Genomic DNA, 25,292 nt, shown 5'->3' on the forward strand with positions numbered 1-25,292 from the left:
AGCCCAGTCTTAACACAGGCGGTGAGCAATGGATAAAGAACGCATCATTCAGGAATTTGTGCCGGGCAAACAGGTCACGCTGGCGCATCTCATTGCGCATCCTGGTGAAGAACTGGCGAAAAAGATCGGCGTTCCCGAAGCAGGTGCCATTGGCATTATGACCCTGACGCCGGGTGAAACCGCCATGATTGCTGGCGATCTGGCGATGAAGGCGGCTGACGTACACATCGGTTTTCTCGACAGGTTCAGCGGCGCGCTGGTGATCTACGGCTCCGTTGGCGCGGTAGAAGAGGCCTTATTGCAAACGGTCAGCGGGCTGGGTCGGTTATTACATTTCACGCTCTGCGACCTGACGAAAAGCTAATTTTGAGGTGCTCATGAAACGTATTGCGTTTGTTGGCACTGTCGGCGCGGGAAAAACAACGCTTTTTAATGCATTACAGGGAAATTATTCCCTCGCCAGAAAAACCCAGGCCGTGGAATTTAATGAAAATGGCGATATCGATACGCCGGGGGAATATTTTAGTCATCCCCGCTGGTATCACGCCTTAATTACCACGCTGCAGGATGTAGATACGTTGATTTATGTCCATGCGGCCAATGACAAAGAAAGTCGCTTACCTGCCGGGCTGTTAGATATCGGTGCCAGTAAACGACACATCGCCGTGATCAGCAAAACGGATATGCCGGATGCCGACGTAACCGCAACGCGGGAATTACTGCGCGGAATTGGGTTTCAGGAGCCGATTTTCGAGCTCAACATCCATGACCCGCAAAGCGTGCAGCACCTGGTGGACTATCTGACTGAGCTCAGCCAAAAGGAGGAAGGGGCAGGTGAAAACACTTATCACAGCTAACGATATACGTGCGGCGCACGCACGAGGCGAACAAGAGATGTCGGTGGTGCTGCGCGCCAGCATCATCACTCCGGAAGCCCGTGAAGTCGCGGAGTTACTGGGCATCACGATTGTGGAGCGCGAGGGAGCCGCGCCAACGGCAGCCTGCAGTGTCGACGAGGCCAAATCTGAAACTCAGCGCATTCGTGAAACTATCATCGCGCAACTACCAGAAGGGCAGTTTACCGAAAGCCTGGTTTCACAGCTGATGGACAAGGTGCTGAAGGAAAAACAGTCGCTGGAACAGGGCGGGATGCAACCGGGATTTACCTCGGTGACCGGCAAAGGCGGTATCAAAGTGATCGACGGCAGCAGCGTTAAGTTTGGCCGCTTCGATGGCGCGCAGCCACACTGCGTAGGCCTGACCGATCTCGTCACCGAGCAGGACGGCAGCAGTATGGCCGCCGGGTTCATGCAGTGGGATAACGCATTCTTCCCATGGACGCTGAACTACGACGAAATCGACATGGTGCTCGACGGTGAACTGCATGTGCGCCATGAAGGCGAAACGATGATCGCTAAAGCCGGGGACGTCATGTTCATCCCGAAAGGCTCGAGCATTGAATTTGGCACGCCGACGACCGTGCGCTTCCTGTACGTTGCGTGGCCTGCGAACTGGCAATCGGTATGAAAGATTTCATCACCGAAGCATGGCTCAGAGCGAACCATACGCTCAGCGAAGGGGCGGAAATCCATCTCCCCGCTGACGCTCGCCTGACGCCCTCTGCCCGCGAACTGTTGGAAGGCCGTCATCTGCGCATCAAGTTTCTGGATGAGCAGGGCAGTCTGTTTGTCGACGACGAGCAACAGCAGCCGCAGCCGGTGCACGGGTTAACCAGTAGCGATACGCATCCCCAGGCCTGCTGTGAACTGTGTCGCCAGCCGGTGGCGAAAAAGCCTGACACCTTGACCCACCTGACGGCGGACAAAATGGTCGCCAAAAGCGATCCGCGTCTGGGCTTTCGCGCCGCGCTGGACAGCACCATCGCGCTGGCGGTGTGGCTGCAAATCGAACTGGCGGAGCCGTGGCAGCCCTGGCTGGCGGATATTCGTTCGCGGCTGGGCAACATTATGCGCGCCGATGCGATGGATGAACCCCTGGCGGCACAGTCCATCGTTGGGCTGAACGAGGATGACCTGCATCGTCTTTCCCATCAACCGTTGCGTTATCTGGAGCACGATCATCTGGTACCTGAAGCCCGTCATGGTCGTGAGTCCGCGCTGCTGAATCTGCTACGTACCAAAATTCGCGAGACGGAAACGATCGCCGCCCAGGTCTTTATCACCCGCGGATTTGACGTCCTGCGCCCGGATATTTTGCAGGCGCTGAACCGTCTCTCCAGCGCGGTCTACGTGATGATGATTCTGTGTGTCACCAAACACCCACTCACCGTCAACCAGATCCAACAGCGACTGGGAGGTGAACAATGATCATTGAACGCGCCCGTGAACGGGCTCAGCAGGCGCCAGCCCGGGTGGTCTTTCCGGATGCGTTAGACGAACGCGTGCTGAAAGCAGCGCACTACCTGCAACAGCACGGTCTGGCGCACCCCATTCTGGTGGCCAGTCCGTTTGCACTGCGCCAGTTTGCCCTTACGCATCGGGTGGCGCTGGACGGTATTCAGGTTATCGACCCATACAGCAATCTGGCGATGCGTGAAGCGTTCGCCCAGCGCTGGCTCGCCCGGTCTGGAGAGAAAACGCCGCCGGATGCCCTTGAGAAACTCAATGACCCGCTGATGTTTGCAGCGGCGATGGTAAGCGCAGGCCAGGCGGATGTCTGTATCGCTGGCAACCTTTCATCCACAGCTAACGTGCTGCGTGCGGGCTTACGCATTATTGGCCTGCAGCCGGGATGTAAAACGCTGTCGTCCATTTTCCTGATGCTGCCGCAGTATGTCGGACCCGCGTTAGGGTTTGCCGACTGCAGCGTGGTGCCGCAGCCGACGGCGGCGCAACTGGCAGATATCGCGATCGCCAGCGCCGACACCTGGCGCGCCATCACCGGTGAAGAACCGCGTGTGGCGATGCTGTCATTCTCCAGTCAGGGTAGCGCCCGTCATCCCTGTGTGGCGAACGTGCAGCAGGCAACGGAGATTGTTCGCGAACGTGCGCCCACGCTACTGGTGGATGGCGAATTGCAGTTTGACGCCGCCTTTGTGCCGGAGGTCGCTGCGCAAAAAGCGCCCGCCAGCCCTTTGCGCGGTAACGCCAACGTGATGGTTTTTCCGTCACTGGAGGCCGGCAATATTGGTTACAAAATCGCCCAGCGTCTGGGAGGGTATCGTGCCGTCGGGCCGCTGATTCAGGGGCTTGCCGCACCGCTTCATGACCTTTCGCGAGGCTGTAGCGTACAGGAAATTATCGAACTGGCGTTGGTGGCAGCCATGCCGCGCCAGACTGACGTGAGACGCGAACGTGACTCACAAACCCTGGTTGTATAAATGGTCCCGTTCTGGACCCCATGAGAGGAAAACACAATGGAAGCTTTAGGAATGATTGAAACCCGGGGCCTGGTTGCACTGATTGAGGCCTCTGATGCGATGGTAAAAGCCGCACGTGTGAAGCTGGTTGGTGTGAAACAGATTGGCGGCGGTCTGGTGACTGCGATGGTTCGTGGCGATGTCGCGGCCTGCAAAGCAGCAACAGATGCCGGTGCCGCAGCGGCACAGCGTATCGGCGAACTGGTCTCCGTTCACGTGATTCCGCGTCCGCATGGCGATCTGGAAGAAGTCTTCCCGATCAGCTTCAAAGGCGACAGCAACATCTAAGCAGGACTGGGGGCCGGATGGCGCTGCGCTTATCCGGCCTACAGGATCGCAGCACAACGTAACCCACGGAGGCGGGTATGAAACTGGCAGTCGTCACAGGACAAATCGTTTGTACCGTACGCCATCAAGGACTGGCACACGATAAATTGCTGATGGTGGAGATGATCGATGCCCAGGGAAATCCCGACGGGCAGTGTGCCGTCGCCATTGACAGCATCGGGGCGGGAACCGGGGAGTGGGTGCTGCTGGTTAGCGGCAGTTCTGCTCGCCAGGCGCATCGCAGCGAAGCGTCCCCTGTCGATCTGTGCGTGATTGGTATCGTCGATGAAGTGGTGGCTGGCGGTCAGGTGATATTCCACAAATAGGACTGAACATCATGAATCAACAGGATATTGAACAGGTGGTGAAAGCGGTACTGCTGAAAATGAAAGACAGCAGTCAACCTGCGACCGCCGTTCATGAAATGGGCGTCTTTGCCTCCCTGGATGATGCGGTGGCGGCAGCAAAAGTCGCTCAGCAGGGGCTGAAGAGCGTGGCGATGCGCCAGCTTGCCATTCACGCCATCCGTGAAGCGGGCGAAAAGCATGCCAAAGAATTAGCGGAACTTGCCGTCGCAGAGACCGGCATGGGACGCGTCGACGATAAATTTGCCAAAAACGTGGCACAGGCTCGCGGGACGCCGGGCGTGGAGTGCTTATCGCCGCAGGTACTCACCGGCGATAACGGCCTGACGCTGATCGAAAATGCGCCGTGGGGCGTCGTCGCCTCAGTGACGCCATCTACTAACCCGGCGGCGACAGTGATTAATAACGCCATCAGCCTGATTGCCGCGGGTAACAGCGTCGTGTTCGCTCCCCATCCGGCGGCGAAAGGCGTTTCACAACGCGCTATCACACTGCTTAACCAGGCGGTGGTGGCGGCAGGTGGCCCGGAAAACCTGCTGGTGACCGTGGCGAACCCGGATATTGAAACCGCACAGCGGTTGTTTAAGTACCCAGGCATTGGTCTGCTGGTCGTCACCGGCGGCGAAGCGGTGGTCGACGCTGCCCGCAAACACACCAATAAACGTCTGATTGCCGCCGGTGCCGGTAATCCGCCGGTGGTCGTCGATGAGACGGCGGATCTGGCGCGGGCTGCACAATCCATCGTCAAAGGCGCTTCTTTCGATAACAACATCATCTGCGCGGATGAAAAGGTACTGATTGTCGTCGATAGCGTGGCGGATGAGCTGATGCGCCTGATGGAAGGCCAGCAGGCAGTGAAACTGAGCGCCGCACAGGCTGAACAGCTCCAGCCGGTGCTGCTGAAAAATATCGATGAACGCGGCAAAGGCACTGTCAGTCGTGACTGGGTTGGACGCGACGCGGCAAAAATCGCCGCCGCCATTGGCCTGCAAGTTCCGCCGCAAACCCGTCTGCTGTTTGTTGAAACGTCAGCCACGCATCCTTTTGCCGTCACGGAACTGATGATGCCGGTTCTGCCGGTGGTGCGGGTGGCAAATGTCGACGAGGCGATTGCGCTGGCGGTGCAACTGGAAGGCGGCTGCCACCATACCGCTGCGATGCACTCACGCAACATCGACAACATGAACCGGATGGCGAACGCCATTGATACCAGCATCTTTGTCAAGAATGGACCGTGCATTGCCGGGCTGGGGCTGGGCGGTGAAGGCTGGACCACCATGACCATCACCACGCCAACCGGGGAAGGGGTGACCAGCGCGCGTACGTTTGTACGTCTGCGTCGCTGTGTATTGGTGGATGCGTTTCGAATTGTATAAGGGATGAATGATGGCGCACGACGAAGAAAATTGGCTCACGCCAAGACTGCAAAAAGCCGCTGACCTGTGTAATCAGGCGCCTGCGACGAGCGATTCCGCGCTGTGGCTGGGTGTTGATCTCGGCACCTGCGACGTGGTGTCGATGGTTGTCGACGGTGACGGACAACCGGTCGCGGTGTGTCTTGACTGGGCTGACGTCGTGCGCGACGGCATCGTCTGGGATTTCTTCGGTGCGGTCACTATTGTGCGCCGCCATCTCGATACGCTCGAACAACAGCTCGGCAACCGGTTTACCCACGCGGCGACGTCGTTCCCGCCGGGCACCGACCCGCGCATCTCCATCAACGTGCTGGAATCTGCCGGGCTGGAGGTCAGCCATGTGCTGGATGAACCAACCGCGGTCGCCGATCTGCTGCAACTGGATAACGCCGGTGTCGTGGATATCGGTGGTGGCACGACCGGGATCGCCATCGTCAAACAGGGCAAAGTGACGTACTCGGCGGATGAAGCGACGGGCGGCCACCATATTTCGCTGACGCTGGCCGGAAACCGGCGCATCGAGCTGGAAGAGGCCGAGCAGGTCAAGCGCAGCAACGCGCAGGAGATTTGGCCGGTGGTGAAACCGGTCTACGAGAAAATGGCGGAGATCGTTGCTCGTCATATCGAAGGACAAGAAATAGCCGATTTATGGCTGGCGGGCGGCTCTTGTATGCAACCGGGTGTAGAGGCGTTGTTTCGCCAGCGCTTTCCTGAACTCCAGGTACATCTGCCCCGGCATAGCCTGTTTATGACACCGCTGGCGATCGCCAACAGCGGGAGAGAGAAAGCGGAGGGAATCTATGCAAGCTGAATTGCAGACGGCGCTCTTTCAGGCATTCGATACCCTGAATCTGCAACGCATGAAAACGTTCAGCGTACCGCCGGTCACGCTGTGCGGGCTCGGGGCGCTCAGTTCCTGCGGACAGGAAGCGCAATCGCGAGGCTTAAGCCATCTGTTCGTGATGGTCGACAGTTTCCTGCATCAGGCGGGGATGACCGCGTCGTTAGAGCGCAGTCTGGCGATGAAAGGCGTGGCGATGACGGTCTGGCCGTGTCCGATGGGTGAGCCGTGCATCACCGACGTCTGCGCAGCGGTCGCCCAATTGCGCGAGTCAAAATGCGACGGCGTTGTTGCCTTTGGCGGCGGTTCGGTGCTGGATGCGGCAAAAGCAGTCGCCCTGCTGGTGACGAATCCACATCAGACGCTGGCCCAGATGACGGAATACAGCAGCTTACGCCCGCGACTGCCGTTGATTGCTGTCCCCACCACCGCCGGAACCGGATCGGAAACCACGAACGTAACGGTGATTATCGACGCGGCGACAGGACGCAAGCAGGTGCTGGCACATGCGACGCTGATGCCGGACGTGGCAATCCTTGATGCCGCGCTGACTGAAGGCGTACCGCCTCATGTGACGGCAATGACCGGGATTGATGCGCTGACGCACGCGGTTGAGGCATACAGCGCGCTGAATGCCTCGCCGTTTACCGACAGCCTGGCGATTGGCGCGATTGCGATGATTGGCAAATCGCTGCCGAAAGCGGTGGGCTACGGTCACGACCTCGCCGCACGGGAGAGCATGCTGCTGGCCTCCTGCATGGCAGGAATGGCGTTTTCCAGCGCCGGGCTGGGGCTGTGTCATGCGATGGCGCATCAGCCTGGTGCCACATTGCACATTCCGCACGGCCAGGCGAACGCCATGCTGCTGCCAACGGTGATGGGCTTTAACCGTATGGTGTGTCGCGAACGCTTTAGCCATATTGGACGCGCCTTGACCAATAAGAAAGCAGACGATCGCGACGCTATCGCCGCCGTCAGCGAACTGATTGCGGAGGTGGGCCTGAACAAACGGCTCGCTGATGTCGGCGCAAAACCAGAACACTACAGCGTCTGGGCGCAAGCCGCGCTGGAGGATATTTGTATACGCAGCAACCCACGCACCGCCACGCAGAGCGACATTATTGAGTTGTACGCGGCGGCACAATAAAAGCATACCAGGACGTAGGCCAGATAAGGCGTTCGCGCCGCCACCCGGCAAAACGCGACATCATTGCCTGATGACGCTGCGCTTATCCGGTCTACGAAAACCCTGGCAAATGGAGATAAGGGTATGGGAATTAACGAAATCATCATGTACATCATGATGTTCTTTATGCTGATTGCCGCCGTGGACAGGATCCTGTCGCAGTTCGGCGGGTCGGCGCGTTTCCTCGGGAAGTTCGGCAAAAGTATTGAGGGATCCGGCGGTCAGTTCGAAGAAGGGTTTATGGCGATGGGCGCTCTGGGACTGGCGATGGTCGGTATGACCGCGCTGGCGCCGGTGTTAGCCAAACTGCTCGGGCCGGTGATTATTCCGCTGTATGAAATGCTTGGCGCGAACCCATCCATGTTCGCCGGAACGCTGCTGGCGTGCGATATGGGCGGCTTCTTCCTTGCCAAAGAGCTGGCGGGTGGCGACGTCGCGGCGTGGCTCTACTCGGGGTTGATTCTGGGGGCAATGATGGGGCCCACCATCGTGTTCTCTATCCCCGTTGCGCTGGGCATTATTGAGCCGTCTGACCGCCGTTATCTGGCGCTTGGCGTGCTGGCAGGCATTGTCACGATCCCTATCGGCTGTATTGCCGGTGGTCTGGTCGCGATGTATTCGGGCGTTGAGATCAACGGACAACCGGTCGAGTTCACCTTCGCGCTGATCCTGATGAACATGATCCCGGTGATTATCGTCGCCGTGCTGGTGGCGCTGGGATTGAAATTCATCCCGGAAAAAATGATCAACGGCTTCCAGATCTTCGCCAAATTCCTCGTTGCGCTGATCACCATTGGTCTCGCCGCGGCAGTCATCAAGTTCCTGCTGGGCTGGGAGCTGATCCCCGGTCTCGACCCCATCTTTATGGCACCTGGCGACACCCCCGGTGAAGTGATGCGTGCCATTGAAGTGATCGGTTCTATCTCCTGCGTACTGCTCGGGGCGTATCCGATGGTGCTGTTACTGACCCGTTGGTTTGAGAAACCGCTGATGCGCGTCGGAAGCCTGTTGAAAATCAACAATATGGCAGCTGGCGGCATGGTGGCGACACTGGCGAATAACATCCCGATGTTCGGCATGATGAAGCAGATGGATACCCGCGGCAAAGTGATCAACTGCGCCTTCGCCGTCTCCGCAGCCTTCGCGCTGGGTGACCACTTAGGCTTCGCGGCGGCCAACATGAACGCCATGATCTTCCCGATGATTGTCGGCAAATTGATTGGCGGTGTTACGGCGATTGGCGTGGCCATGATGCTGGTGCCAAAAGATGAAAACGTTCCGGCAGAAACGGAAGTGGAGGCGCAATCGTGAACACGCGCCAGCTACTGAGCGTCGGTATCGATATCGGCACCACGACCACGCAGGTGATCTTCTCGCGCCTGGAACTGGTTAACCGTGCGGCAGTGTCGCAGGTGCCCCGTTACGAATTCATCAAACGCGACATTAGCTGGCAAAGCCCGGTCTTCTTTACCCCCGTCGATAAGCAGGGCGGGTTACGGGAGGACGACCTTAAAGCGCTGATCCTCGCGCAGTATCAGGCGGCGGGGATCGCGCCGGAATCGGTTGATTCAGGAGCCATCATCATCACCGGCGAGAGCGCGAAAACCCGCAACGCGCGCCCGGCGGTGATGACGCTCTCCCAGTCGCTCGGTGACTTTGTGGTTGCCAGTGCCGGACCGCATCTGGAATCGGTGATTGCCGGTCACGGCGCCGGGGCGCAAACCCTGTCTGAACAGCGGATGTGCCGGGTGCTGAACATCGACATCGGCGGCGGCACTTCGAACTACGCGCTGTTTGATGCCGGAAAGGTGAGCGGCACCGCCTGTCTGAACGTCGGCGGGCGTCTGCTGGAGACCGACGGTCAAGGGCGCGTCGTACATGCCCATCAACCCGGTCAGAAGATTGTCGATGAGGTATTCGGGGTGGGTACCGATGCCCGTTCACTGACCGTCGCGCAGTTAGGGCAGGTGGCGCAGCGGATGGCGAGTCTGATCGTAGAAGTGATCGACGGCGCGTTGTCGCCGCTGGCGCAAACGCTGATGCAAACCGGGTTACTGCCAGCGGACGCGAAGCCGGAGGTCATCACCCTGTCCGGCGGCGTGGGAGAGTGCTATCGCAATCTGCCTGCCGATCCGTTCTGCTTTTCTGATATTGGGCCGCTGCTGGCGACGGCGCTGCATGAGCATCCGCGTCTGCGTGCGATGAACGTGCAGTTTCCGGCGCAGACCGTGCGCGCCACGGTGATTGGCGCAGGGGCGCACACGCTGTCGCTCTCGGGCAGCACCATCTGGCTGGAAGGGGTTCAGTTGCCGCTACGTAATCTGCCGGTAGCGATCCCGCTGGATGACGCCGATCTGGTTGGCGCGTGGCAACAGGCGCTGATGCAGCTCGATCTGGATCCACAGACTGACGCATACGTACTGGCGCTTCCCGCCTCGTTGCCGGTGCGTTACGCCGCATTACTTACGGTCATCGACGCGCTGCTGGCCTTCATCGCGCGTTACCCGAATCCGCATCCCCTGCTGGTGGTGGCCGAGCAGGACTTTGGTAAAGCGCTGGGCATGCTGTTGCGCCCACAGTTACAGCAACTCCCGCTGGCGGTCATTGACGAAGTGATTGTCCGGGCGGGCGACTATATCGACATTGGTACGCCTTTGTTTGGCGGATCGGTTGTGCCGGTGACGGTGAAATCACTCGCATTTCCTTCCTGAGGGAACGACTTATGAAACTAAAGACCACATTGTTCGGCAATGTTTATCAGTTTAAGGATGTAAAAGAGGTGCTGGCAAAAGCCAACGAACTGCGTTCGGGGGATGTGCTGGCCGGCGTCGCGGCGCAAAGCTCGCAGGAGCGTGTCGCGGCGAAACAGGTGTTGTCGGAAATGACGGTGGCGGATATTCGCAATAACCCGGTGATTTCCTATGAAGAGGACTGCGTCACACGCCTGATTCAGGACGATGTCAACGAAACGGCCTACAACCGCATTAAGAACTGGAGCATCAGCGAGCTGCGTGAGCATGTGCTGAGCGATGACACCTCGGTTGATGATATTGCCTTTACGCGTAAAGGACTGACCTCGGAAGTGGTGGCGGCAGTGGCGAAGATCTGCTCTAACGCCGATCTGATCTACGGCGGCAAGAAAATGCCGGTAATCAAAAAGGCCAACACCACGATCGGTATTCCGGGCACCTTCAGCTGTCGTCTGCAGCCGAACGATACCCGTGATGATGTGCAGAGTATTGCCGCGCAAATCTACGAAGGGCTCTCTTTTGGTGCCGGCGATGCGGTGATTGGCGTCAACCCGGTGACCGACGATGTGGAGAACTTAAGCCGCGTACTGGACACGGTTTATGGGGTGATCGACAAGTTCAACATCCCGACCCAGGGCTGTGTGCTGGCGCACGTTACCACGCAGATTGAAGCGATCCGTCGCGGTGCGCCGGGCGGACTGATCTTCCAGAGTATCTGCGGCAGTGAAAAGGGCTTAAAAGAGTTCGGCGTAGAGCTGGCAATGCTGGACGAAGCGCGTGCGGTAGGGGCGGAGTTTAACCGGATCGCCGGAGAAAACTGCCTGTATTTTGAAACCGGACAGGGCTCGGCGCTGTCCGCCGGGGCGAACTTCGGGGCGGACCAGGTAACGATGGAAGCACGTAACTACGGCCTGGCGCGTCACTACGATCCATTCCTGGTGAACACCGTGGTGGGCTTTATCGGGCCGGAGTATCTCTACAACGACCGCCAGATTATTCGTGCCGGTCTGGAAGATCACTTTATGGGCAAGCTGAGCGGCATCTCGATGGGCTGTGACTGCTGCTACACCAACCATGCCGATGCCGATCAGAACCTCAACGAAAACCTGATGATTCTGCTCGCCACCGCGGGCTGTAACTACATCATGGGTATGCCGCTTGGCGACGACATCATGCTCAACTACCAGACCACCGCCTTCCACGATACGGCGACCGTACGCCAGTTGCTGAATCTGCGTCCGTCGCCGGAGTTTGAACGCTGGCTGGAAACGATGGGCATTATGGCAAACGGTCGCCTGACCAAACGGGCGGGCGATCCGTCACTGTTCTTCTGATGACGCGGGGATGACAAACAATGGATCAAAAACAGATTGAAGAAATTGTACGCAGCGTAATGGCGTCAATGGGACAGACACAGCCGCAGACCGCCGCCCCGTCGCAGTCCTGCGACAAACCGCAGTGTGCGGCACCGTCGACTACAGAGAGCTGCGCGCTGGATTTAGGCTCCGCTGAAGCAAAAGCCTGGATTGGCGTGGAGAACCCGCATCGCGCAGAGGTGCTGACCGAACTGCGGCGCAGTACCGCAGCGCGCGTTTGCACCGGGCGTGCCGGTCCGCGTCCACGCACTCAGGCGCTGCTGCGTTTTCTCGCCGACCACTCACGCTCAAAAGACACCGTACTGAAAGAGGTGCCGGAAGAGTGGGTGAAAGCGCAGGGACTGCTGGAAGTGCGTTCGGAAATCAGCGACAAAAATCTCTACCTGACGCGCCCGGATATGGGCCGCCGTTTGAGTCAGGAAGCCATAGAGGCGCTGAAATCGCAGTGCGTCGCAAATCCGGATGTTCAGGTGGTGGTGTCTGACGGCCTGTCTACCGATGCGATCACCGCGAACTATGAAGAGATCCTGCCACCGCTGCTGTCCGGTCTGAAGCAGGCCGGGCTGAAGGTCGGGACACCGTTCTTTGTCCGCTATGGTCGCGTGAAGATTGAAGACCAGATCGGCGAGATCCTCGGAGCGAAAGTGGTGATTCTGCTGGTCGGTGAACGTCCAGGACTGGGGCAGTCGGAGAGTCTCTCCTGCTACGCGGTCTATTCACCGCGCGTGGCGACGACGGTGGAGGCCGACCGTACCTGTATTTCCAACATCCACCAGGGCGGTACGCCGCCGGTAGAAGCCGCTGCTGTCATCGTGGATTTGGCCAAACGCATGCTGGAGCAGAAAGCGTCCGGCATCAACATGACCCGTTAAGGAGGCATCATGCCAGCATTAGATTTGATTCGACCGTCGGTCAGCGCGATGCGCGTGATTGCTTCCGTGAACGACGGGTTTGCACGCGAACTTAAATTACCGTCGCATATACGTAGCCTCGGTCTCATCACGGCAGATTCTGATGACGTGACGTATATTGCCGCAGACGAAGCGACAAAACAGGCGATGGTTGAAGTGGTGTATGGCCGTTCGCTGTACGCCGGGGCGGCCCATGGGCCATCGCCGACTGCCGGTGAAGTGTTGATTATGTTGGGCGGTCCAAACCCGGCGGAAGTGCGCGCCGGGCTGGATGCGATGGTGGCGCATATCGAAGGCGGCGCGGCGTTCCAGTGGGCGAACGATGCGGAAAACACCGCGTTCCTGGCGCATGTGGTGTCGCGTACCGGCTCTTATCTGTCGTCAACGGCAGGGATCGCGCTGGGCGATCCGCTGGCCTATCTGGTGGCACCTCCGCTGGAAGCAACGTATGGCATTGATGCGGCAATGAAATCAGCAGATGTTCAACTGGTGACCTACGTGCCGCCTCCGTCAGAAACTAACTACTCGGCGGCGTTTTTGACCGGTAGCCAGGCTGCCTGTAAAGCTGCCTGTAATGCCTTTGCCGATGCGGTTCTGGACATCGCCCGTAATCCTGTTCAGCGCGCGTAACGGAGGTCATCAATGATCAATGCACTGGGGTTACTGGAAGTGGAAGGCATGGTCGCCGCCGTTGATGCGGCGGATGCCATGCTGAAGGCGGCTAATGTCAACCTGCTGAGTCATGAAGTGCTTGACCCGGGCAAAGTGACGCTGGTGGTGGAAGGCGATCTGGCGGCGTGTCGTGCGGCGCTGGATGCCGGAAGCGCCGCAGCACAGCGGACAGGCCGCGTCATCAGCCGCAAAGAAATTGGTCGGCCAGAAGACGACACCCAGTGGCTGATCGGCGGATTTAAGCGCGCGTCGAAATCCCCTGAGCAGAAGACAGCGCCGAAGCCTGAAGCACCTGTACGGACTGAATACGCCGACGCGCTGCTGGCGCAGCTCGCTACAGCGCGTCAGGGAATGACGGCAGGAGAGGTCGCCGCGCACTTTGGCTGGCCGCTTGAAGAGGCCAGAAACGCACTGGAACAGCTCTTCACTGACGGGGCGTTGCGTAAACGCAGTAGTCGCTATCGCTTAAAAAATTAACCTGTCGGAGGGCCGGGCGTCTTACCAGGCGTCCGGCATAAAAGATCATGAAAAAGACCCGTTCAGCCAGTTTGCACCATCTTTATCATGAAGCGTTACCCGAAGACGTTAAACTCACGCCAAAGGTGGAAGTGGACAACGTTCACCAGCGGCGGACCACGGATGTTTATGAGCACGCCCTGACCATCACTGCCTGGCAGCAGATTTACGATCAACTGCATCCGGGGAAGTTTCATGGTGAATTCACGGAAATCTTGCTCGATGACATTCAGGTTTTTCGCGAATACACCGGACTGGCGCTGCGTCAGTCATGCCTGGTGTGGCCGAATTCGTTCTGGTTTGGCATTCCGGCCACGCGGGGCGAGCAGGGATTTATTGGCGCACAGTGTCTCGGCAGCGCCGAGATTGCGACCCGCCCGGGCGGTACGGAGTTCGAGCTGAGCACGCCGGATGATTACACGATTCTCGGGGTAGTGATTTCAGAGGATGTGATTTCCCGTCAGGCACAGTTTTTACATAATCCGGAAAGGGTGCTGCATATGCTGCGCAACCAGTCGGCGCTGGAGGTCAAAGAGCAGCACAAGGCGGCGCTGTGGGGCTTTGTCCAGCAGGCGCTGGCGACTTTTAGCGAGAACCCGGAGAATCTTCATCAACCCGCAGTGCGTAAGGTGCTGGGGGATAATCTGTTGTTGGCGATGGGCATGATGCTGGAGGACGCGCATCCTATCAACTCGGCGGAGAGTATCAGCCACCAGGGCTACCGCAAACTGCTCTCCCGGGCGCGTGAGTATGTGCTGGAAAATATGTCGGAGCCGCTGACGGTACTCGACCTCTGCAACCAGCTTCACGTCAGCCGTCGTACGTTGCAGAATGCATTTCACGCCATTTTGGGGATTGGACCGAATGCGTGGCTGAAAAGGATCCGCCTGAATGCGGTGCGACGGGAATTAATCAGCCCGTGGTCGCAGAGTACCACGGTCAAGGATGCGGCAATGCAGTGGGGGTTCTGGCATTTAGGGCAGTTCGCCACCGACTACCAGCAATTGTTTGCCGAGAAGCCGTCGCTGACGTTGCACCAGCGTATGCGCCAGTGGATGTGATGAACGCAGGCTGCAATGGATTGTAGGCCTGGTAAGGCGTAAGCCGCCATCAGGCAATTACACCCACTCACGCACCTGAATAAAATCGCTGAGAGCGGCCTCCGGGCTGCCAGCGTCCGGCTGCCAGTCGTATTCCCAACGCACCAGCGGCGGCATCGACATCAGGATGGATTCCGTGCGCCCGCCGGTCTGAAGCCCAAACAGGGTGCCACGATCCCACACCAGATTAAACTCCACGTAACGACCGCGACGATAGAGCTGGAAGTTACGCTCACGTTCACCCCAGTTCATCGCCTTGCGGCGCTCAACGATCGGCAGATACGCCTCGGTATAGCCTTCGCCGACGGCCTGCATGAAGGCGAAACAGTGGGCAAAATCCGGCGTGTTCAGATCGTCAAAAAACAGCCCGCCGATGCCACGCTGCTCGTTGCGATGTTTGAGGAAGAAATAGTCATCGCACCACTTTTTGTAACGTGGATAGACATCGTCGCCAAACGGCTGACACAGATCACGCGCAGTGCGATGCCAGTGAATGGCGTCTTCTTCAAAGCCGTAGTAGGGCGTTAAGTCAAAACCGCCGCCAAACCACCAGACCGGGTCGGCACCCGGCTTTTCGGCAATAAAAAAACGCACGTTGGCATGGCTGGTGGGAATATAAGGGTTGAGCGGGTGCACGACCAGCGACACGCCCATCGCTTCAAAACTGCGTCCTGCTAGTTCCGGGCGATGGGCCGTGGCCGATGCTGGCATGGCGTCACCGTGTACGTGAGAAAAATTGACGCCAGCCTGTTCGAAGATGCCGCCGTTACGCAGCACCCGACTCCGTCCGCCGCCGCCCGCGTCACGCTGCCAGCTATCTTCGACAAACTCCGCACCGTCAATGGCGGTGAGCTGCTGGCAAATGGCATCCTGCAGGTTCAGCAGGAACTGTTTTACGCGTAGAGCATCGGGTTTCATGATTACCGTTTCTTCGAATGCGCTTTCTGATTATCAAACCAATGGAAATAGCTGATCACACCATTAGCGATGGCGGTGGCGATCTTCTGACGAAATGCCGTGGTGCCCAGCAGTCGCTCCTCTTCCGGATTGGTGATGAACGAGGTTTCCACCAGTACCGACGGGATTGACGGTGATTTTAGCACCACAAACGCCGCCTGTTCCGTATTCCGGCTGTGCAGTTTATGTACCGGTTTGATCTTCCTGAGAATATGTGACCCCAGCGTCAGGCTGTTTTTGATGGTATCCGTCTGTACCAGGTCAAAGAGCACCTGTTGCAACAGGTGATCCTTGTCGGTCGTTTTCTTACCGGCGACTTCGTCGGCGCGGTTTTCGCGGTCGGAAAGGTATTTCGCCATGGCGCTACTGGCCCCGCGATTGGAGAGGGCAAACACCGACGCGCCCGCCGCGCTGGGATTGGTAAAGCCGTCCGCGTGGATTGACATAAACAGATCCGCGCCGTGCTTGTGGGCGATTTCGACGCGGTCATACAGGGGAATAAAGGTATCGCCTGAACGCGTCAAACGGCAGTCGATCCCCTGGCTGCGCAAAATGGAACGCACATTTTTCGCAATCGCCAGCACAACATGCTTTTCTTTGGAGCCGTTGCGGCCAATGGCGCCGGTGTCGATGCCGCCGTGGCCCGGGTCCAGCACGACAATGCGCTTGCCACCCGATTTTTTCGTGGCAGGCTGACTGTGACCATTGCTGGTTTTCAGTGGGGCTTCTTTGGCTGTGGCGTTCGCCATCCCTGTTAATGTCAGTGCCGCCAGTCCGGCTTTCAGCACCTGACGGCGCGATGTGAGAGTTTTTAGCGGTTTAAAAGTGCTCATACGGCCTGAGTTGTAAAAAAAAAGAATCCCGATGTTATATCGTATCGCGTAATCCGTTACGACGCTTGATGTTGAGAATTGTTTTACTTTTCATTTCAATACGTGACAATCCGCTATTATGCCATTTTTTCCGCCGTTTCGCGTCAGATATTGGCTAAATGGGGCGTTCGCGCCATAATCGGAGTATTAACCTTGAAAAGGGCCTCAATACCATGGAGATACGCGTTTTTCGCCAGGAAGATTTCGAAGAGGTGATCACCCTCTGGGAGCGCTGCGATTTGTTGCGTCCGTGGAATGACCCGGAAATGGATATCGAGCGGAAGGTGAACCATGACGTTAGCCTGTTTCTCGTTGCGGAAGTAAACGGGGAAGTGGTAGGGACGGTGATGGGCGGCTACGACGGTCATCGCGGATCGGCCTATTATCTTGGCGTGCACCCGGAATTTCGCGGTCGCGGCATCGCCAATGCGCTGCTTAACCGGCTTGAGAAAAAACTCATTGCGCGCGGTTGCCCGAAGATTCAGATCATGGTGCGTGAAGATAACGACGTGGTGTTGGGGATGTATGAACGACTCGGCTATGAGCATTCCGACGTGCTATGTCTCGGAAAACGCCTGATCGAAGATGAAGAATATTGAGTTTCATCCTGCAGATTACGACGGCCACGGCCATTTGCGTCTGCCCTTTTTGTTCTGGCTTGTGCTGCTGCTTCAGGCGCGGACCTGGGTGCTGTTTGTGATCGCCGGTTCTTCTCGCGAGCAGGGTACTGCGCTGCTGAATCTGTTTTATCCCGATCACGACAACTTTTGGCTGGGGCTGCTACCCGGCATTCCTGCCGTGCTTGCATTTTTACTGAGCGGGCGACGTTACACTTTTCCGCGTTTATGGCAGGCATTGCGACTGCTATTGATTGTTGCGCAGGTGGTGCTGCTCTGTTGGCAGCCCGTTCTCTGGTGCAATGGCGATCCTGTCAATGGCGCGGGTCTGGCGCTGGTGATGGCGGATATCGTGGCGCTTTTGTGGCTATTGACCAACCGACGGATGCGCGCCTGTTTTACTCTGGAGAAAGAATAACGGAACTTTTTAGTGAAGCCGGACTCCAGGTAACGTTGATCATTAATGAAAGGAAGTGAGATGAAATCGCTGCGTGTAGTGTTATGTGCTATGCCGCTGGTGCTGACCGGCTGTTCGACGCTGTCGTCGGTAAACTGGTCTGCCGCCAATCCGTGGAACTGGTTTGGTTCATCGACAGAAGTAACCGAACAGGGCGTTGGCGCACTCACGGCATCGACGCCGCTAAATGAACAGGCCATTGCCGATGCGCTGGACGGCGACTATCGCCTGCGCAGTGGCATGAAGACCGAGAATGGCAATGTGGTGCGCTTTTTCGAAGCCATGAACGGCGACAAGGTGGCGATGGTCATTCACGGCGAGCAGGGAAACATCAGCCGCATTGATGTCCTGGATAGCGGGATTCCTTCCGACGCGGGCGTTGAAATTGGCACACCGTTTAGCGACCTCTACAGCAAAGCGTTCGGCAATTGTCAGCCTGCCAGCCACGCTGAGCAGAGCGCAGTAGAATGTAAAGCCGAAGGCAGTCAACACATCAGCTATCTCTTTACCGGTGAATGGAAGGGGCCTGAAGGGTTAATGCCGCCGGACGATACGCTGAAAGCGTGGAAAGTGAGCAAAATTATCTGGCGTCGTTAATTTGCGTCTGAACAAACCCTCGAACGTAAAAAAAGGGTAAAATAACGCCCATCAATGCCACGATTGCGTGGCATTCTCATTTTTCAGGAGGAATGATGTCTCAGGTTCAGAGTGGCATTTTGCCAGAGCATTGCCGTGCGGCGATTTGGATTGAAGCGAATGTAAAAGGCGACGTTGATGCCCTGCGTGGTGCCAGCAAAGCGTTCGCCGATAAACTGGCGACCTTCCAGGCGACATTCCCGGACGCCCATCTGGGTGCGGTCGTGGCCTTCGGCAACAACACCTGGCGCGCCCTGAGCGGCGGAGTGGGGGCTGAAGAGCTGAAAGACTTTATCCCTTACGGTAAAGGCCTGGCCCCGGCGACCCAGTACGATGTGCTGATCCACATTCTTTCTCTGCGTCACGATGTGAATTTCTCTGTCGCTCAGGCGGCGATGGAAGCCTTCGGCGATTGCATTGAGGTCCAGGAAGAGATCCACGGTTTCCGTTGGGTGGAAGAGCGTGATCTCAGCGGCTTTGTCGACGGTACGGAAAACCCGGCAGGGGAAGAGACGCGCCGCGAAGTGGCGGTCATCAAAGACGGCGTGGATGCGGGTGGCAGCTACGTCTTTGTTCAGCGCTGGGAACACAATCTGAAGCAGCTCAACCGCATGAGTATTCACGATCAGGAGATGATGATCGGGCGTACCAAAGAAGCCAACGAAGAGATCGATGGCGACGATCGCCCGGTAACGTCGCACCTGAGCCGTGTGGATCTGAAAGAAGACGGCAAAGGGCTGAAAATTGTTCGCCAGAGCCTGCCATACGGTACCGCCAGCGGCACTCATGGTCTCTATTTCTGCGCCTACTGTGCGCGTCTGCATAACATTGAACAGCAACTGCTGAGCATGTTTGGCGACACCGACGGCAAACGTGACGCCATGCTGCGCTTCACCAAACCGGTGACCGGAGGGTATTACTTTGCGCCGTCTCTGGACCGTTTGCTGGCACTGTAATTTTCCGCTTACGCACGTCGCTACGACCAGCATAAAAATAGTGTCCCCGCCCCGGCGGGGATGATTTTTATCTAAGATTTACCTTAATTAGTGAGCTGTTCCTCAGCACGTATCCTTTTTTCCTGTATTTTCAATGTTAATGGAGTGTGAGACTTCATATTCACAAGGAGAGCATTGAAATGGGTAAACTCACGGGCAAAACAGCATTGATTACAGGCGCATCACAGGGCATTGGCGAAGGCATCGCCAAAGTGTTTGCCCGGCATGGGGCGAACTTAATCTTGCTGGATATCTCCGATGAGATTGAAAAGCTGGCGGATGAACTCGGTGGCCGCGGGCATCGCTGTACGGCGGTGATTGCGGATGTGACCGATCCCGCCTCCGTGGCGGCGGCGTTGAAGAAAGCGAAAGAGGTGGAAGGCCGCATCGACATTCTGGTCAACAATGCAGGCGTCTGCCGTCTGGGCAGCTTCCTCGACATGAGCGACGAAGATCGCGACTTCCACATTGATGTGAATATCAAAGGCGTCTGGAACGTGACCAAAGCGGTCCTGCCGGAGATGATTAAGCGTAAAGACGGACGCATCGTGATGATGTCCTCGGTCACTGGCGATATGGTCGCCGATCCGGGCGAAACGGCCTATGCGTTGTCGAAGGCCGCGATTGTCGGGCTGACCAAATCGCTGGCGGTGGAGTACGCCCAGTCGGGGATTCGCGTGAATGCGATTTGCCCGGGCTACGTGCGTACCCCGATGGCGGAAAGCATTGCGCAGCAGTCTAACCCGGACGATCCGGAAGCAGTGCTGACCGAAATGGCGAAGGCGATCCCGCTGCGTCGACTGGCCTGCCCGCTGGAAGTGGGTGAACTGGCCGCCTTCCTGGCGTCGGATGAGTCCAGCTATCTCACGGGCACGCAAAACGTGATTGACGGCGGCAGCACGTTGCCGGAGACCGTCAGCGTCGGAATCTGACGACCGCACAACCCCTTCTGACCATCAGGAGGGGTTTCTCTTATTCCCTTTTCAACTTTCAAATCAGTAAACGGTATATAAAACCGTTACTCCTTTCACACTCGTTATAAATATTATGGCTATTAGAAAGTCATCAAATTTATAAGGGTGCGCAATGGCCGTTAACTTACTGAAAAAAAGATATCTGACGCTGATGGCGTCGTTGTTACTGGTCGGTCAGGCGCAGGCGACGGAGCTGTTGAACAGCTCGTACGACGTCTCCCGCGAACTGTTTGCCGCCCTCAACCCGCCGTTTGAACAGCAGTGGGCGAAAGATAACGGCGGCGATAAGCTGACGATTAAACAGTCGCACGCGGGCTCCTCAAAGCAGGCGCTGGCAATTTTACAGGGACTGAAAGCCGACGTCGTGACCTACAACCAGGTGACCGATGTGCAGATCCTGCATGACAAAGGCAAGCTGATTCCGGCTGACTGGCAAAGCCGTCTGCCGAACAACAGCTCACCGTTTTACTCCACGATGGGATTCCTGGTACGTAAAGGCAACCCGAAGAACATTCGCGACTGGAACGACCTTGTCCGTTCTGATGTAAAACTGATCTTCCCGAACCCGAAAACCTCCGGTAACGCCCGTTACACCTATCTGGCTGCCTGGGGCGCCGCCGATAACGCGGACGGCGGCGATAAAGCCAAAACTGAACAGTTCATGACCCAGTTCCTGAAAAACGTCGAAGTGTTTGATACCGGCGGTCGCGGCGCGACCACGACGTTTGCTGAGCGCGGACTGGGCGATGTGCTGATTAGCTTTGAGTCCGAAGTGAACAACATTCGCAAACAGTATGAAGCGCAGGGTTTTGAAGTGGTTATCCCGAAAACCAATATTCTGGCTGAGTTCCCGGTTGCCTGGGTGGATAAAAATGTGCAGGCCAATGGCACCGAGAAAGCGGCGAAAGCCTATCTGAACTGGCTGTACAGCCCGCAGGCGCAAACCATCATCACGGACTACTACTACCGCGTGAACAACCCGGAGGTGATGGACAAGCTGAAAGATAAATTCCCACAGACCGAACTGTTCCGCGTGGAAGAGAAATTTGGCTCCTGGCCTGAGGTGATGAAAACCCATTTCACCAGCGGTGGCGAACTGGACAAACTGCTGGCGGCGGGGCGTAAGTAATGTTTGCAGTCTCCTCCCGACGCGTACTGCCTGGCTTTACTTTAAGCCTGGGCACCAGCCTGCTGTTCGTTTGCCTGATTTTGCTGCTGCCGCTCAGTGCGTTAGTGATGCAACTGGCACAGATGAGCTGGGCGCAATACTGGGATGTGATTACCAATCCGCAGGTGGTTGCTGCCTATAAAGTGACGCTACTGTCGGCGTTTGTGGCGTCGATTTTTAACGGTGTGTTTGGCCTGCTGATGGCGTGGATCTTAACCCGTTACCGTTTTCCGGGCCGGACGTTGCTGGACGCGCTGATGGATCTGCCGTTTGCGCTGCCGACGGCAGTTGCCGGTCTGACGCTGGCTTCGCTGTTTTCCGTTAACGGTTTCTACGGCGAATGGCTGGCAAAATTTGATATCAAGGTGACATACACCTGGCTTGGCATTGCGGTGGCGATGGCGTTCACCAGTATTCCGTTCGTGGTGCGTACCGTGCAACCGGTACTCGAAGAGTTAGGCCCGGAATATGAAGAAGCGGCGGAAACCCTGGGCGCCACGCGGCTGCAAAGCTTTCGCAAGGTGGTCCTGCCGGAACTGTCACCTGCGCTGGTGGCCGGTGTCGCGCTGTCGTTTACCCGCAGCCTTGGCGAGTTCGGCGCAGTGATTTTCATCGCCGGTAACATTGCCTGGAAAACGGAAGTCACCTCGCTGATGATTTTTATTCGTTTGCAGGAGTTTGATTACCCTGCCGCCAGCGCGGTTGCCTCGGTGATCCTCGCGGCATCGTTATTGCTGCTGTTTTCAATTAACACCCTGCAAAGTCGCTTTGGCCGACGTGTGGTAGGTCACTAATGGCGGAAGTTACTCAATTGAAGCGTTATGACGCCCCCCGCATCAACTGGGGAAAATGGTTTCTGATTGGCACCGGCATGCTGGTGTCGGTGTTCATCCTGTTGGTGCCGATGATCACCATTTTCGTCCAGGCGTTCAGCAAAGGGGTGTTGCCCGTGCTACAGAATCTGGCCGATCCGGATATGCTGCATGCCATCTGGCTGACGGTGTTGATCGCCCTGATTGCGGTGCCGGTGAACCTGGTGTTTGGCGTTCTGCTGGCCTGGCTGGTGACCCGTTTTAACTTTCCGGGCCGCCAGTTGCTGCTGACGCTGCTGGATATTCCTTTTGCCGTCTCGCCGGTGGTGGCGGGGCTGGTGTATCTGCTGTTTTACGGTTCCAACGGCCCGTTGGGCGGCTGGCTGGACGAGCATAATCTGCAAATTATGTTCTCCTGGCCGGGGATGGTGCTGGTGACCATCTTCGTCACCTGTCCGTTTGTGGTACGTGAACTGGTGCCGGTGATGCTCAGTCAGGGTAGTCAGGAAGATGAGGCGGCGATTTTGCTGGGCGCATCCGGCTGGCAGATGTTCCGTCGCGTGACGCTGCCGAACATTCGCTGGGCGCTGCTGTATGGCGTGGTGCTGACTAACGCCCGTGCGATTGGCGAGTTTGGCGCGGTGTCGGTGGTTTCCGGCTCAATTCGCGGCGAAACCCTGTCGCTGCCGTTACAGATTGAATTACTGGAGCAGGACTACAACAGCGTCGGCTCTTTTACCGCTGCGGCGCTATTGACGCTGATGGCGATTATTACCCTGTTTTTGAAGAGCATGTTGCAATGGCGCCTGGAGAATCAGGAAAAACGCGCGCAACAGGAGGAAAATCATGAGCATTGAGATTGCCAATATTAAGAAGTCTTTTGGTCGCACCCAGGTGCTGAACGATATCTCACTGGATATTCCTTCAGGTCAGATGGTTGCCTTGCTGGGGCCGTCCGGTTCCGGTAAAACCACACTGCTGCGCATTATTGCCGGGCTGGAACACCAGTCCAGCGGACATATTCGCTTCCATGGTACCGACGTCAGCCGCCTGCATGCGCGCGATCGTAAGGTGGGATTTGTCTTTCAGCACTACGCGCTGTTCCGCCATATGACGGTGTTCGACAACATCGCCTTTGGCCTGAGCGTCCAGCCGCGTCGTGAGCGTCCCAATGCGGCGGCGATTAAAGCCAAAGTGACGACACTGCTGGAGATGGTGCAACTGGCACACCTGGCGGATCGCTTCCCGGCGCAGCTTTCAGGTGGGCAAAAACAACGTGTCGCGCTGGCCCGCGCGTTAGCGGTTGAACCACAAATTCTGCTGCTGGATGAGCCGTTTGGTGCCCTTGATGCGCAGGTGCGTAAAGAGCTGCGCCGCTGGCTGCGTCAACTGCATGAAGAGCTGAAATTCACCAGCGTCTTTGTCACGCACGATCAGGAAGAGGCCACTGAAGTGGCGGACCGCGTGGTGGTAATGAGCCAGGGGAATATTGAACAGGCCGATGCGCCGGATCAGGTCTGGCGTGAACCGGCGACCCGCTTTGTACTGGAATTTATGGGTGAAGTGAACCGCCTGCAAGGCACCATTCGTGGTGGGCAGTTCCACGTTGGCGCACACCGCTGGCCGCTGGGCTATACGCCTGCGTATCAGGGGCCGGTCGATCTGTTCCTGCGTCCATGGGAAGTCGATATCAGCCGCCGTACCAGTCTGGATTCGCCGTTGCCGGTTCAGGTTATTGAAGCCAGCCCGAAAGGTCATTACACCCAATTGGTCGTGCAGCCGCTCGGGTGGTATCACGACCCGTTGACCGTGGTCATGCAAGGGGACGATGCTCCGGTACGCGGCGAGCGTCTGTTTGTAGGCCTGCAAAACGCACGCTTGTATAACGGCAATCAGCGTATTGAACGTCATGATGATGTTGTTTTCGCAGAAATAGCGTAATCTCAGAGCGTTTTTTATGTAGGCCGGATAAGGCAGTTATGCTGCCTCCGGCAATACACATTTGCCTGATGGCGCTGGGTTTATCAGGTCTGGGTTGTGGACTGAAATTGTGAACACATTAGAACAAACTATTGGCAACACGCCGCTGGTGAAGCTGCAACGGTTGACGCCGGATAATGGCAGTGAAATTTGGGTCAAACTGGAAGGCAATAACCCGGCGGGGTCGGTGAAAGATCGTGCTGCGTTATCGATGATTGTTGAAGCGGAAAAACGCGGGGAGATTACGCCTGGTGATGTATTAATTGAGGCTACCAGCGGGAACACTGGCATTGCGCTGGCGATGATTGCGGCCCTGAAAGGCTATCGTATGAAGCTACTGATGCCGGACAACATGAGCCAGGAACGCCGCGCCGCGATGCGCGCCTACGGTGCTGAGCTGATTCTGGTGACCAAAGAGCAGGGGATGGAAGGGGCGCGCGATTTAGCGCTGGAGATGGCTCAGCGCGGCGAAGGCAAGCTGCTGGACCAGTTCAATAACCCTGATAACCCATACGCGCATTACACCACTACGGGGCCGGAAATCTGGCGGCAAACGTCCGGACGTCTCACCCATTTTGTTTCCAGCATGGGGACGACTGGTACTATCACCGGGGTTTCTCGCTTTCTGCGCGAGCAGGCCCGCGCGGTCACTATTGTGGGTCTGCAACCGGAAGAGGGCAGCAGCATTCCGGGGATTCGCCGATGGCCAGCGGAATACATGCCGGGCATTTTTAATGCTCAGCTTGTCGATCAGGTCGTCGATATTCACCAGCGAGACGCGGAGAACACTATGCGTGAACTGGCGGTACGTGAAGGGATCTTCTGTGGCGTCAGCTCTGGCGGCGCGGTCGCCGGTGCAATACGGATTGCGAAAGCCAATCCGGGCGCGGTGGTAGTGGCGATTATTTGCGATCGCGGCGATCGTTATCTCTCTACCGGCGTGTTTGGCGAAGAGCACTTCAGCCAGGGCGCGGGGATTTAACCCC

General features: G+C 57.3%; 29 protein-coding genes. 27 read left to right on the forward strand and 2 right to left on the reverse strand.

The features are described 5' to 3' along the window. The first annotated feature begins 28 nt into the window (after positions 1–28). From eutS to eutR, 17 genes are all read left to right on the forward strand, one after another. Positions 29–364 carry an ethanolamine utilization microcompartment protein EutS gene (gene eutS / locus AOY24_RS10020; protein ID WP_042999878.1) on the forward strand — a complete coding sequence of 112 codons (336 nt, stop codon included), beginning with the start codon at positions 29–31 and terminating at the stop codon, positions 362–364. A 13-nt stretch (positions 365–377) separates the two neighbouring features. Further along, a complete protein-coding gene (gene eutP / locus AOY24_RS10025) occupies positions 378–857 on the forward strand; it encodes an ethanolamine utilization acetate kinase EutP (RefSeq protein WP_054176576.1) in 480 nt (159 codons plus the stop codon). Continuing rightward, positions 835–1,527, forward strand: a complete 693-nt coding sequence (gene eutQ / locus AOY24_RS10030) for an ethanolamine utilization acetate kinase EutQ (RefSeq protein WP_054176577.1) — start codon at positions 835–837, stop codon at positions 1,525–1,527. The genes eutP and eutQ overlap by 23 nt, the downstream gene beginning before the upstream one ends. Next, positions 1,524–2,327, forward strand: coding sequence for an ethanolamine utilization cob(I)yrinic acid a,c-diamide adenosyltransferase EutT (gene eutT / locus AOY24_RS10035; RefSeq protein WP_054176578.1), 804 nt, complete (start codon positions 1,524–1,526; stop codon positions 2,325–2,327). Before eutQ ends, eutT begins: the two co-directional genes overlap by 4 nt. Further along, positions 2,324–3,340: a phosphate acetyltransferase gene (gene pta / locus AOY24_RS10040; protein WP_042999882.1), complete on the forward strand. Its 1,017-nt coding sequence runs from the start codon at positions 2,324–2,326 to the stop codon at positions 3,338–3,340. Before eutT ends, pta begins: the two co-directional genes overlap by 4 nt. 36 nt (positions 3,341–3,376) lie before the next feature. Then, on the forward strand, positions 3,377–3,667 hold the full coding sequence (gene eutM / locus AOY24_RS10045) for an ethanolamine utilization microcompartment protein EutM (RefSeq protein ID WP_000387720.1): 291 nt from the start codon (positions 3,377–3,379) through the stop codon (positions 3,665–3,667). A gap of 77 nt (positions 3,668–3,744) precedes the next feature. Then, a complete protein-coding gene (gene eutN, locus AOY24_RS10050; protein ID WP_042317652.1) occupies positions 3,745–4,032 on the forward strand; it encodes an ethanolamine utilization microcompartment protein EutN in 288 nt (95 codons plus the stop codon). Positions 4,033–4,043: 11 nt separating this feature from the next. Further along, on the forward strand, positions 4,044–5,447 hold the full coding sequence (locus AOY24_RS10055; protein ID WP_042999883.1) for an aldehyde dehydrogenase family protein: 1,404 nt from the start codon (positions 4,044–4,046) through the stop codon (positions 5,445–5,447). Positions 5,448–5,457: 10 nt separating this feature from the next. Continuing rightward, positions 5,458–6,297 (forward strand): ethanolamine utilization protein EutJ, encoded by an 840-nt coding sequence (gene eutJ, locus AOY24_RS10060; protein WP_054176579.1) that lies wholly within the window; start codon positions 5,458–5,460, stop codon positions 6,295–6,297. Beyond that, a complete protein-coding gene (gene eutG, locus AOY24_RS10065) occupies positions 6,287–7,474 on the forward strand; it encodes an ethanolamine utilization ethanol dehydrogenase EutG (protein WP_044328172.1) in 1,188 nt (395 codons plus the stop codon). The genes eutJ and eutG overlap by 11 nt, the downstream gene beginning before the upstream one ends. A gap of 123 nt (positions 7,475–7,597) precedes the next feature. Continuing rightward, positions 7,598–8,824 carry an ethanolamine utilization protein EutH gene (eutH, locus tag AOY24_RS10070; protein ID WP_042999886.1) on the forward strand — a complete coding sequence of 409 codons (1,227 nt, stop codon included), beginning with the start codon at positions 7,598–7,600 and terminating at the stop codon, positions 8,822–8,824. After that, on the forward strand, positions 8,821–10,224 hold the full coding sequence (eutA, locus tag AOY24_RS10075; protein ID WP_046402137.1) for an ethanolamine ammonia-lyase reactivating factor EutA: 1,404 nt from the start codon (positions 8,821–8,823) through the stop codon (positions 10,222–10,224). The genes eutH and eutA overlap by 4 nt, the downstream gene beginning before the upstream one ends. Before the next feature lie 11 nt (positions 10,225–10,235). Continuing rightward, entirely contained in the window at positions 10,236–11,597 is a 1,362-nt protein-coding gene (gene eutB, locus AOY24_RS10080; RefSeq protein ID WP_042999888.1) for an ethanolamine ammonia-lyase subunit alpha, read from the forward strand. A 20-nt stretch (positions 11,598–11,617) separates the two neighbouring features. Continuing rightward, on the forward strand, positions 11,618–12,511 hold the full coding sequence (eutC, locus tag AOY24_RS10085) for an ethanolamine ammonia-lyase subunit EutC (RefSeq protein ID WP_042999889.1): 894 nt from the start codon (positions 11,618–11,620) through the stop codon (positions 12,509–12,511). A 9-nt stretch (positions 12,512–12,520) separates the two neighbouring features. Continuing rightward, positions 12,521–13,180, forward strand: coding sequence for an ethanolamine utilization microcompartment protein EutL (gene eutL, locus AOY24_RS10090; RefSeq protein WP_042999890.1), 660 nt, complete (start codon positions 12,521–12,523; stop codon positions 13,178–13,180). A gap of 12 nt (positions 13,181–13,192) precedes the next feature. Beyond that, positions 13,193–13,699, forward strand: a complete 507-nt coding sequence (eutK, locus tag AOY24_RS10095; RefSeq protein WP_054176580.1) for an ethanolamine utilization microcompartment protein EutK — start codon at positions 13,193–13,195, stop codon at positions 13,697–13,699. 47 nt (positions 13,700–13,746) lie between these two features. Further along, on the forward strand, positions 13,747–14,799 hold the full coding sequence (gene eutR / locus AOY24_RS10100) for an HTH-type transcriptional regulator EutR (RefSeq protein ID WP_042999892.1): 1,053 nt from the start codon (positions 13,747–13,749) through the stop codon (positions 14,797–14,799). Between the two features lie 57 nt (positions 14,800–14,856). Here eutR and hemF read toward each other — a convergent pair whose 3' ends face one another. Both hemF and amiA read right to left on the reverse strand, forming a co-directional pair. Next, positions 14,857–15,756 (reverse strand): oxygen-dependent coproporphyrinogen oxidase, encoded by a 900-nt coding sequence (hemF, locus tag AOY24_RS10105; RefSeq protein ID WP_042999893.1) that lies wholly within the window; start codon positions 15,754–15,756, stop codon positions 14,857–14,859. 2 nt (positions 15,757–15,758) lie between these two features. After that, positions 15,759–16,628: an N-acetylmuramoyl-L-alanine amidase AmiA gene (amiA, locus tag AOY24_RS10110; RefSeq protein WP_042999894.1), complete on the reverse strand. Its 870-nt coding sequence runs from the start codon at positions 16,626–16,628 to the stop codon at positions 15,759–15,761. A gap of 212 nt (positions 16,629–16,840) precedes the next feature. Between amiA and AOY24_RS10115 the strand changes: the two genes are divergently transcribed. From AOY24_RS10115 to cysM, 10 genes are all read left to right on the forward strand, one after another. After that, positions 16,841–17,266: a GNAT family acetyltransferase gene (locus tag AOY24_RS10115; RefSeq protein ID WP_042317665.1), complete on the forward strand. Its 426-nt coding sequence runs from the start codon at positions 16,841–16,843 to the stop codon at positions 17,264–17,266. Then, on the forward strand, positions 17,253–17,702 hold the full coding sequence (locus tag AOY24_RS10120; protein ID WP_042999895.1) for a DUF2919 domain-containing protein: 450 nt from the start codon (positions 17,253–17,255) through the stop codon (positions 17,700–17,702). Before AOY24_RS10115 ends, AOY24_RS10120 begins: the two co-directional genes overlap by 14 nt. Positions 17,703–17,762: 60 nt before the next feature. Next, positions 17,763–18,338 carry an RpoE-regulated lipoprotein gene (locus AOY24_RS10125; protein ID WP_042999896.1) on the forward strand — a complete coding sequence of 192 codons (576 nt, stop codon included), beginning with the start codon at positions 17,763–17,765 and terminating at the stop codon, positions 18,336–18,338. A gap of 95 nt (positions 18,339–18,433) precedes the next feature. Beyond that, positions 18,434–19,333, forward strand: a complete 900-nt coding sequence (gene yfeX, locus AOY24_RS10130; protein ID WP_042999897.1) for a porphyrinogen peroxidase — start codon at positions 18,434–18,436, stop codon at positions 19,331–19,333. A gap of 179 nt (positions 19,334–19,512) precedes the next feature. Continuing rightward, complete coding sequence (gene ucpA / locus AOY24_RS10135; RefSeq protein ID WP_044327215.1) at positions 19,513–20,304, forward strand: SDR family oxidoreductase UcpA; 792 nt, start codon at positions 19,513–19,515, stop codon at positions 20,302–20,304. 154 nt (positions 20,305–20,458) lie between these two features. Further along, on the forward strand, positions 20,459–21,475 hold the full coding sequence (gene cysP, locus AOY24_RS10140) for a thiosulfate/sulfate ABC transporter substrate-binding protein CysP (RefSeq protein WP_044327214.1): 1,017 nt from the start codon (positions 20,459–20,461) through the stop codon (positions 21,473–21,475). Beyond that, entirely contained in the window at positions 21,475–22,308 is an 834-nt protein-coding gene (gene cysT / locus AOY24_RS10145; RefSeq protein WP_042999900.1) for a sulfate/thiosulfate ABC transporter permease CysT, read from the forward strand. The genes cysP and cysT overlap by 1 nt, the downstream gene beginning before the upstream one ends. After that, on the forward strand, positions 22,308–23,183 hold the full coding sequence (cysW, locus tag AOY24_RS10150) for a sulfate/thiosulfate ABC transporter permease CysW (protein WP_044327213.1): 876 nt from the start codon (positions 22,308–22,310) through the stop codon (positions 23,181–23,183). The genes cysT and cysW overlap by 1 nt, the downstream gene beginning before the upstream one ends. Beyond that, positions 23,173–24,267 carry a sulfate/thiosulfate ABC transporter ATP-binding protein CysA gene (gene cysA, locus AOY24_RS10155; protein WP_042999902.1) on the forward strand — a complete coding sequence of 365 codons (1,095 nt, stop codon included), beginning with the start codon at positions 23,173–23,175 and terminating at the stop codon, positions 24,265–24,267. Before cysW ends, cysA begins: the two co-directional genes overlap by 11 nt. Positions 24,268–24,376: 109 nt before the next feature. After that, the gene (gene cysM / locus AOY24_RS10160) at positions 24,377–25,288 is read left to right on the forward strand and encodes a cysteine synthase CysM (protein WP_044268303.1); all 912 of its coding nucleotides are present in this window, start codon (positions 24,377–24,379) and stop codon (positions 25,286–25,288) included. Positions 25,289–25,292: the final 4 nt, after the last annotated feature.

Source organism: Citrobacter sp. CtB7.12 (genome assembly GCF_001297795.1).
Taxonomy (GTDB): Bacteria; Pseudomonadota; Gammaproteobacteria; order Enterobacterales; family Enterobacteriaceae; genus Citrobacter_A; species Citrobacter_A amalonaticus.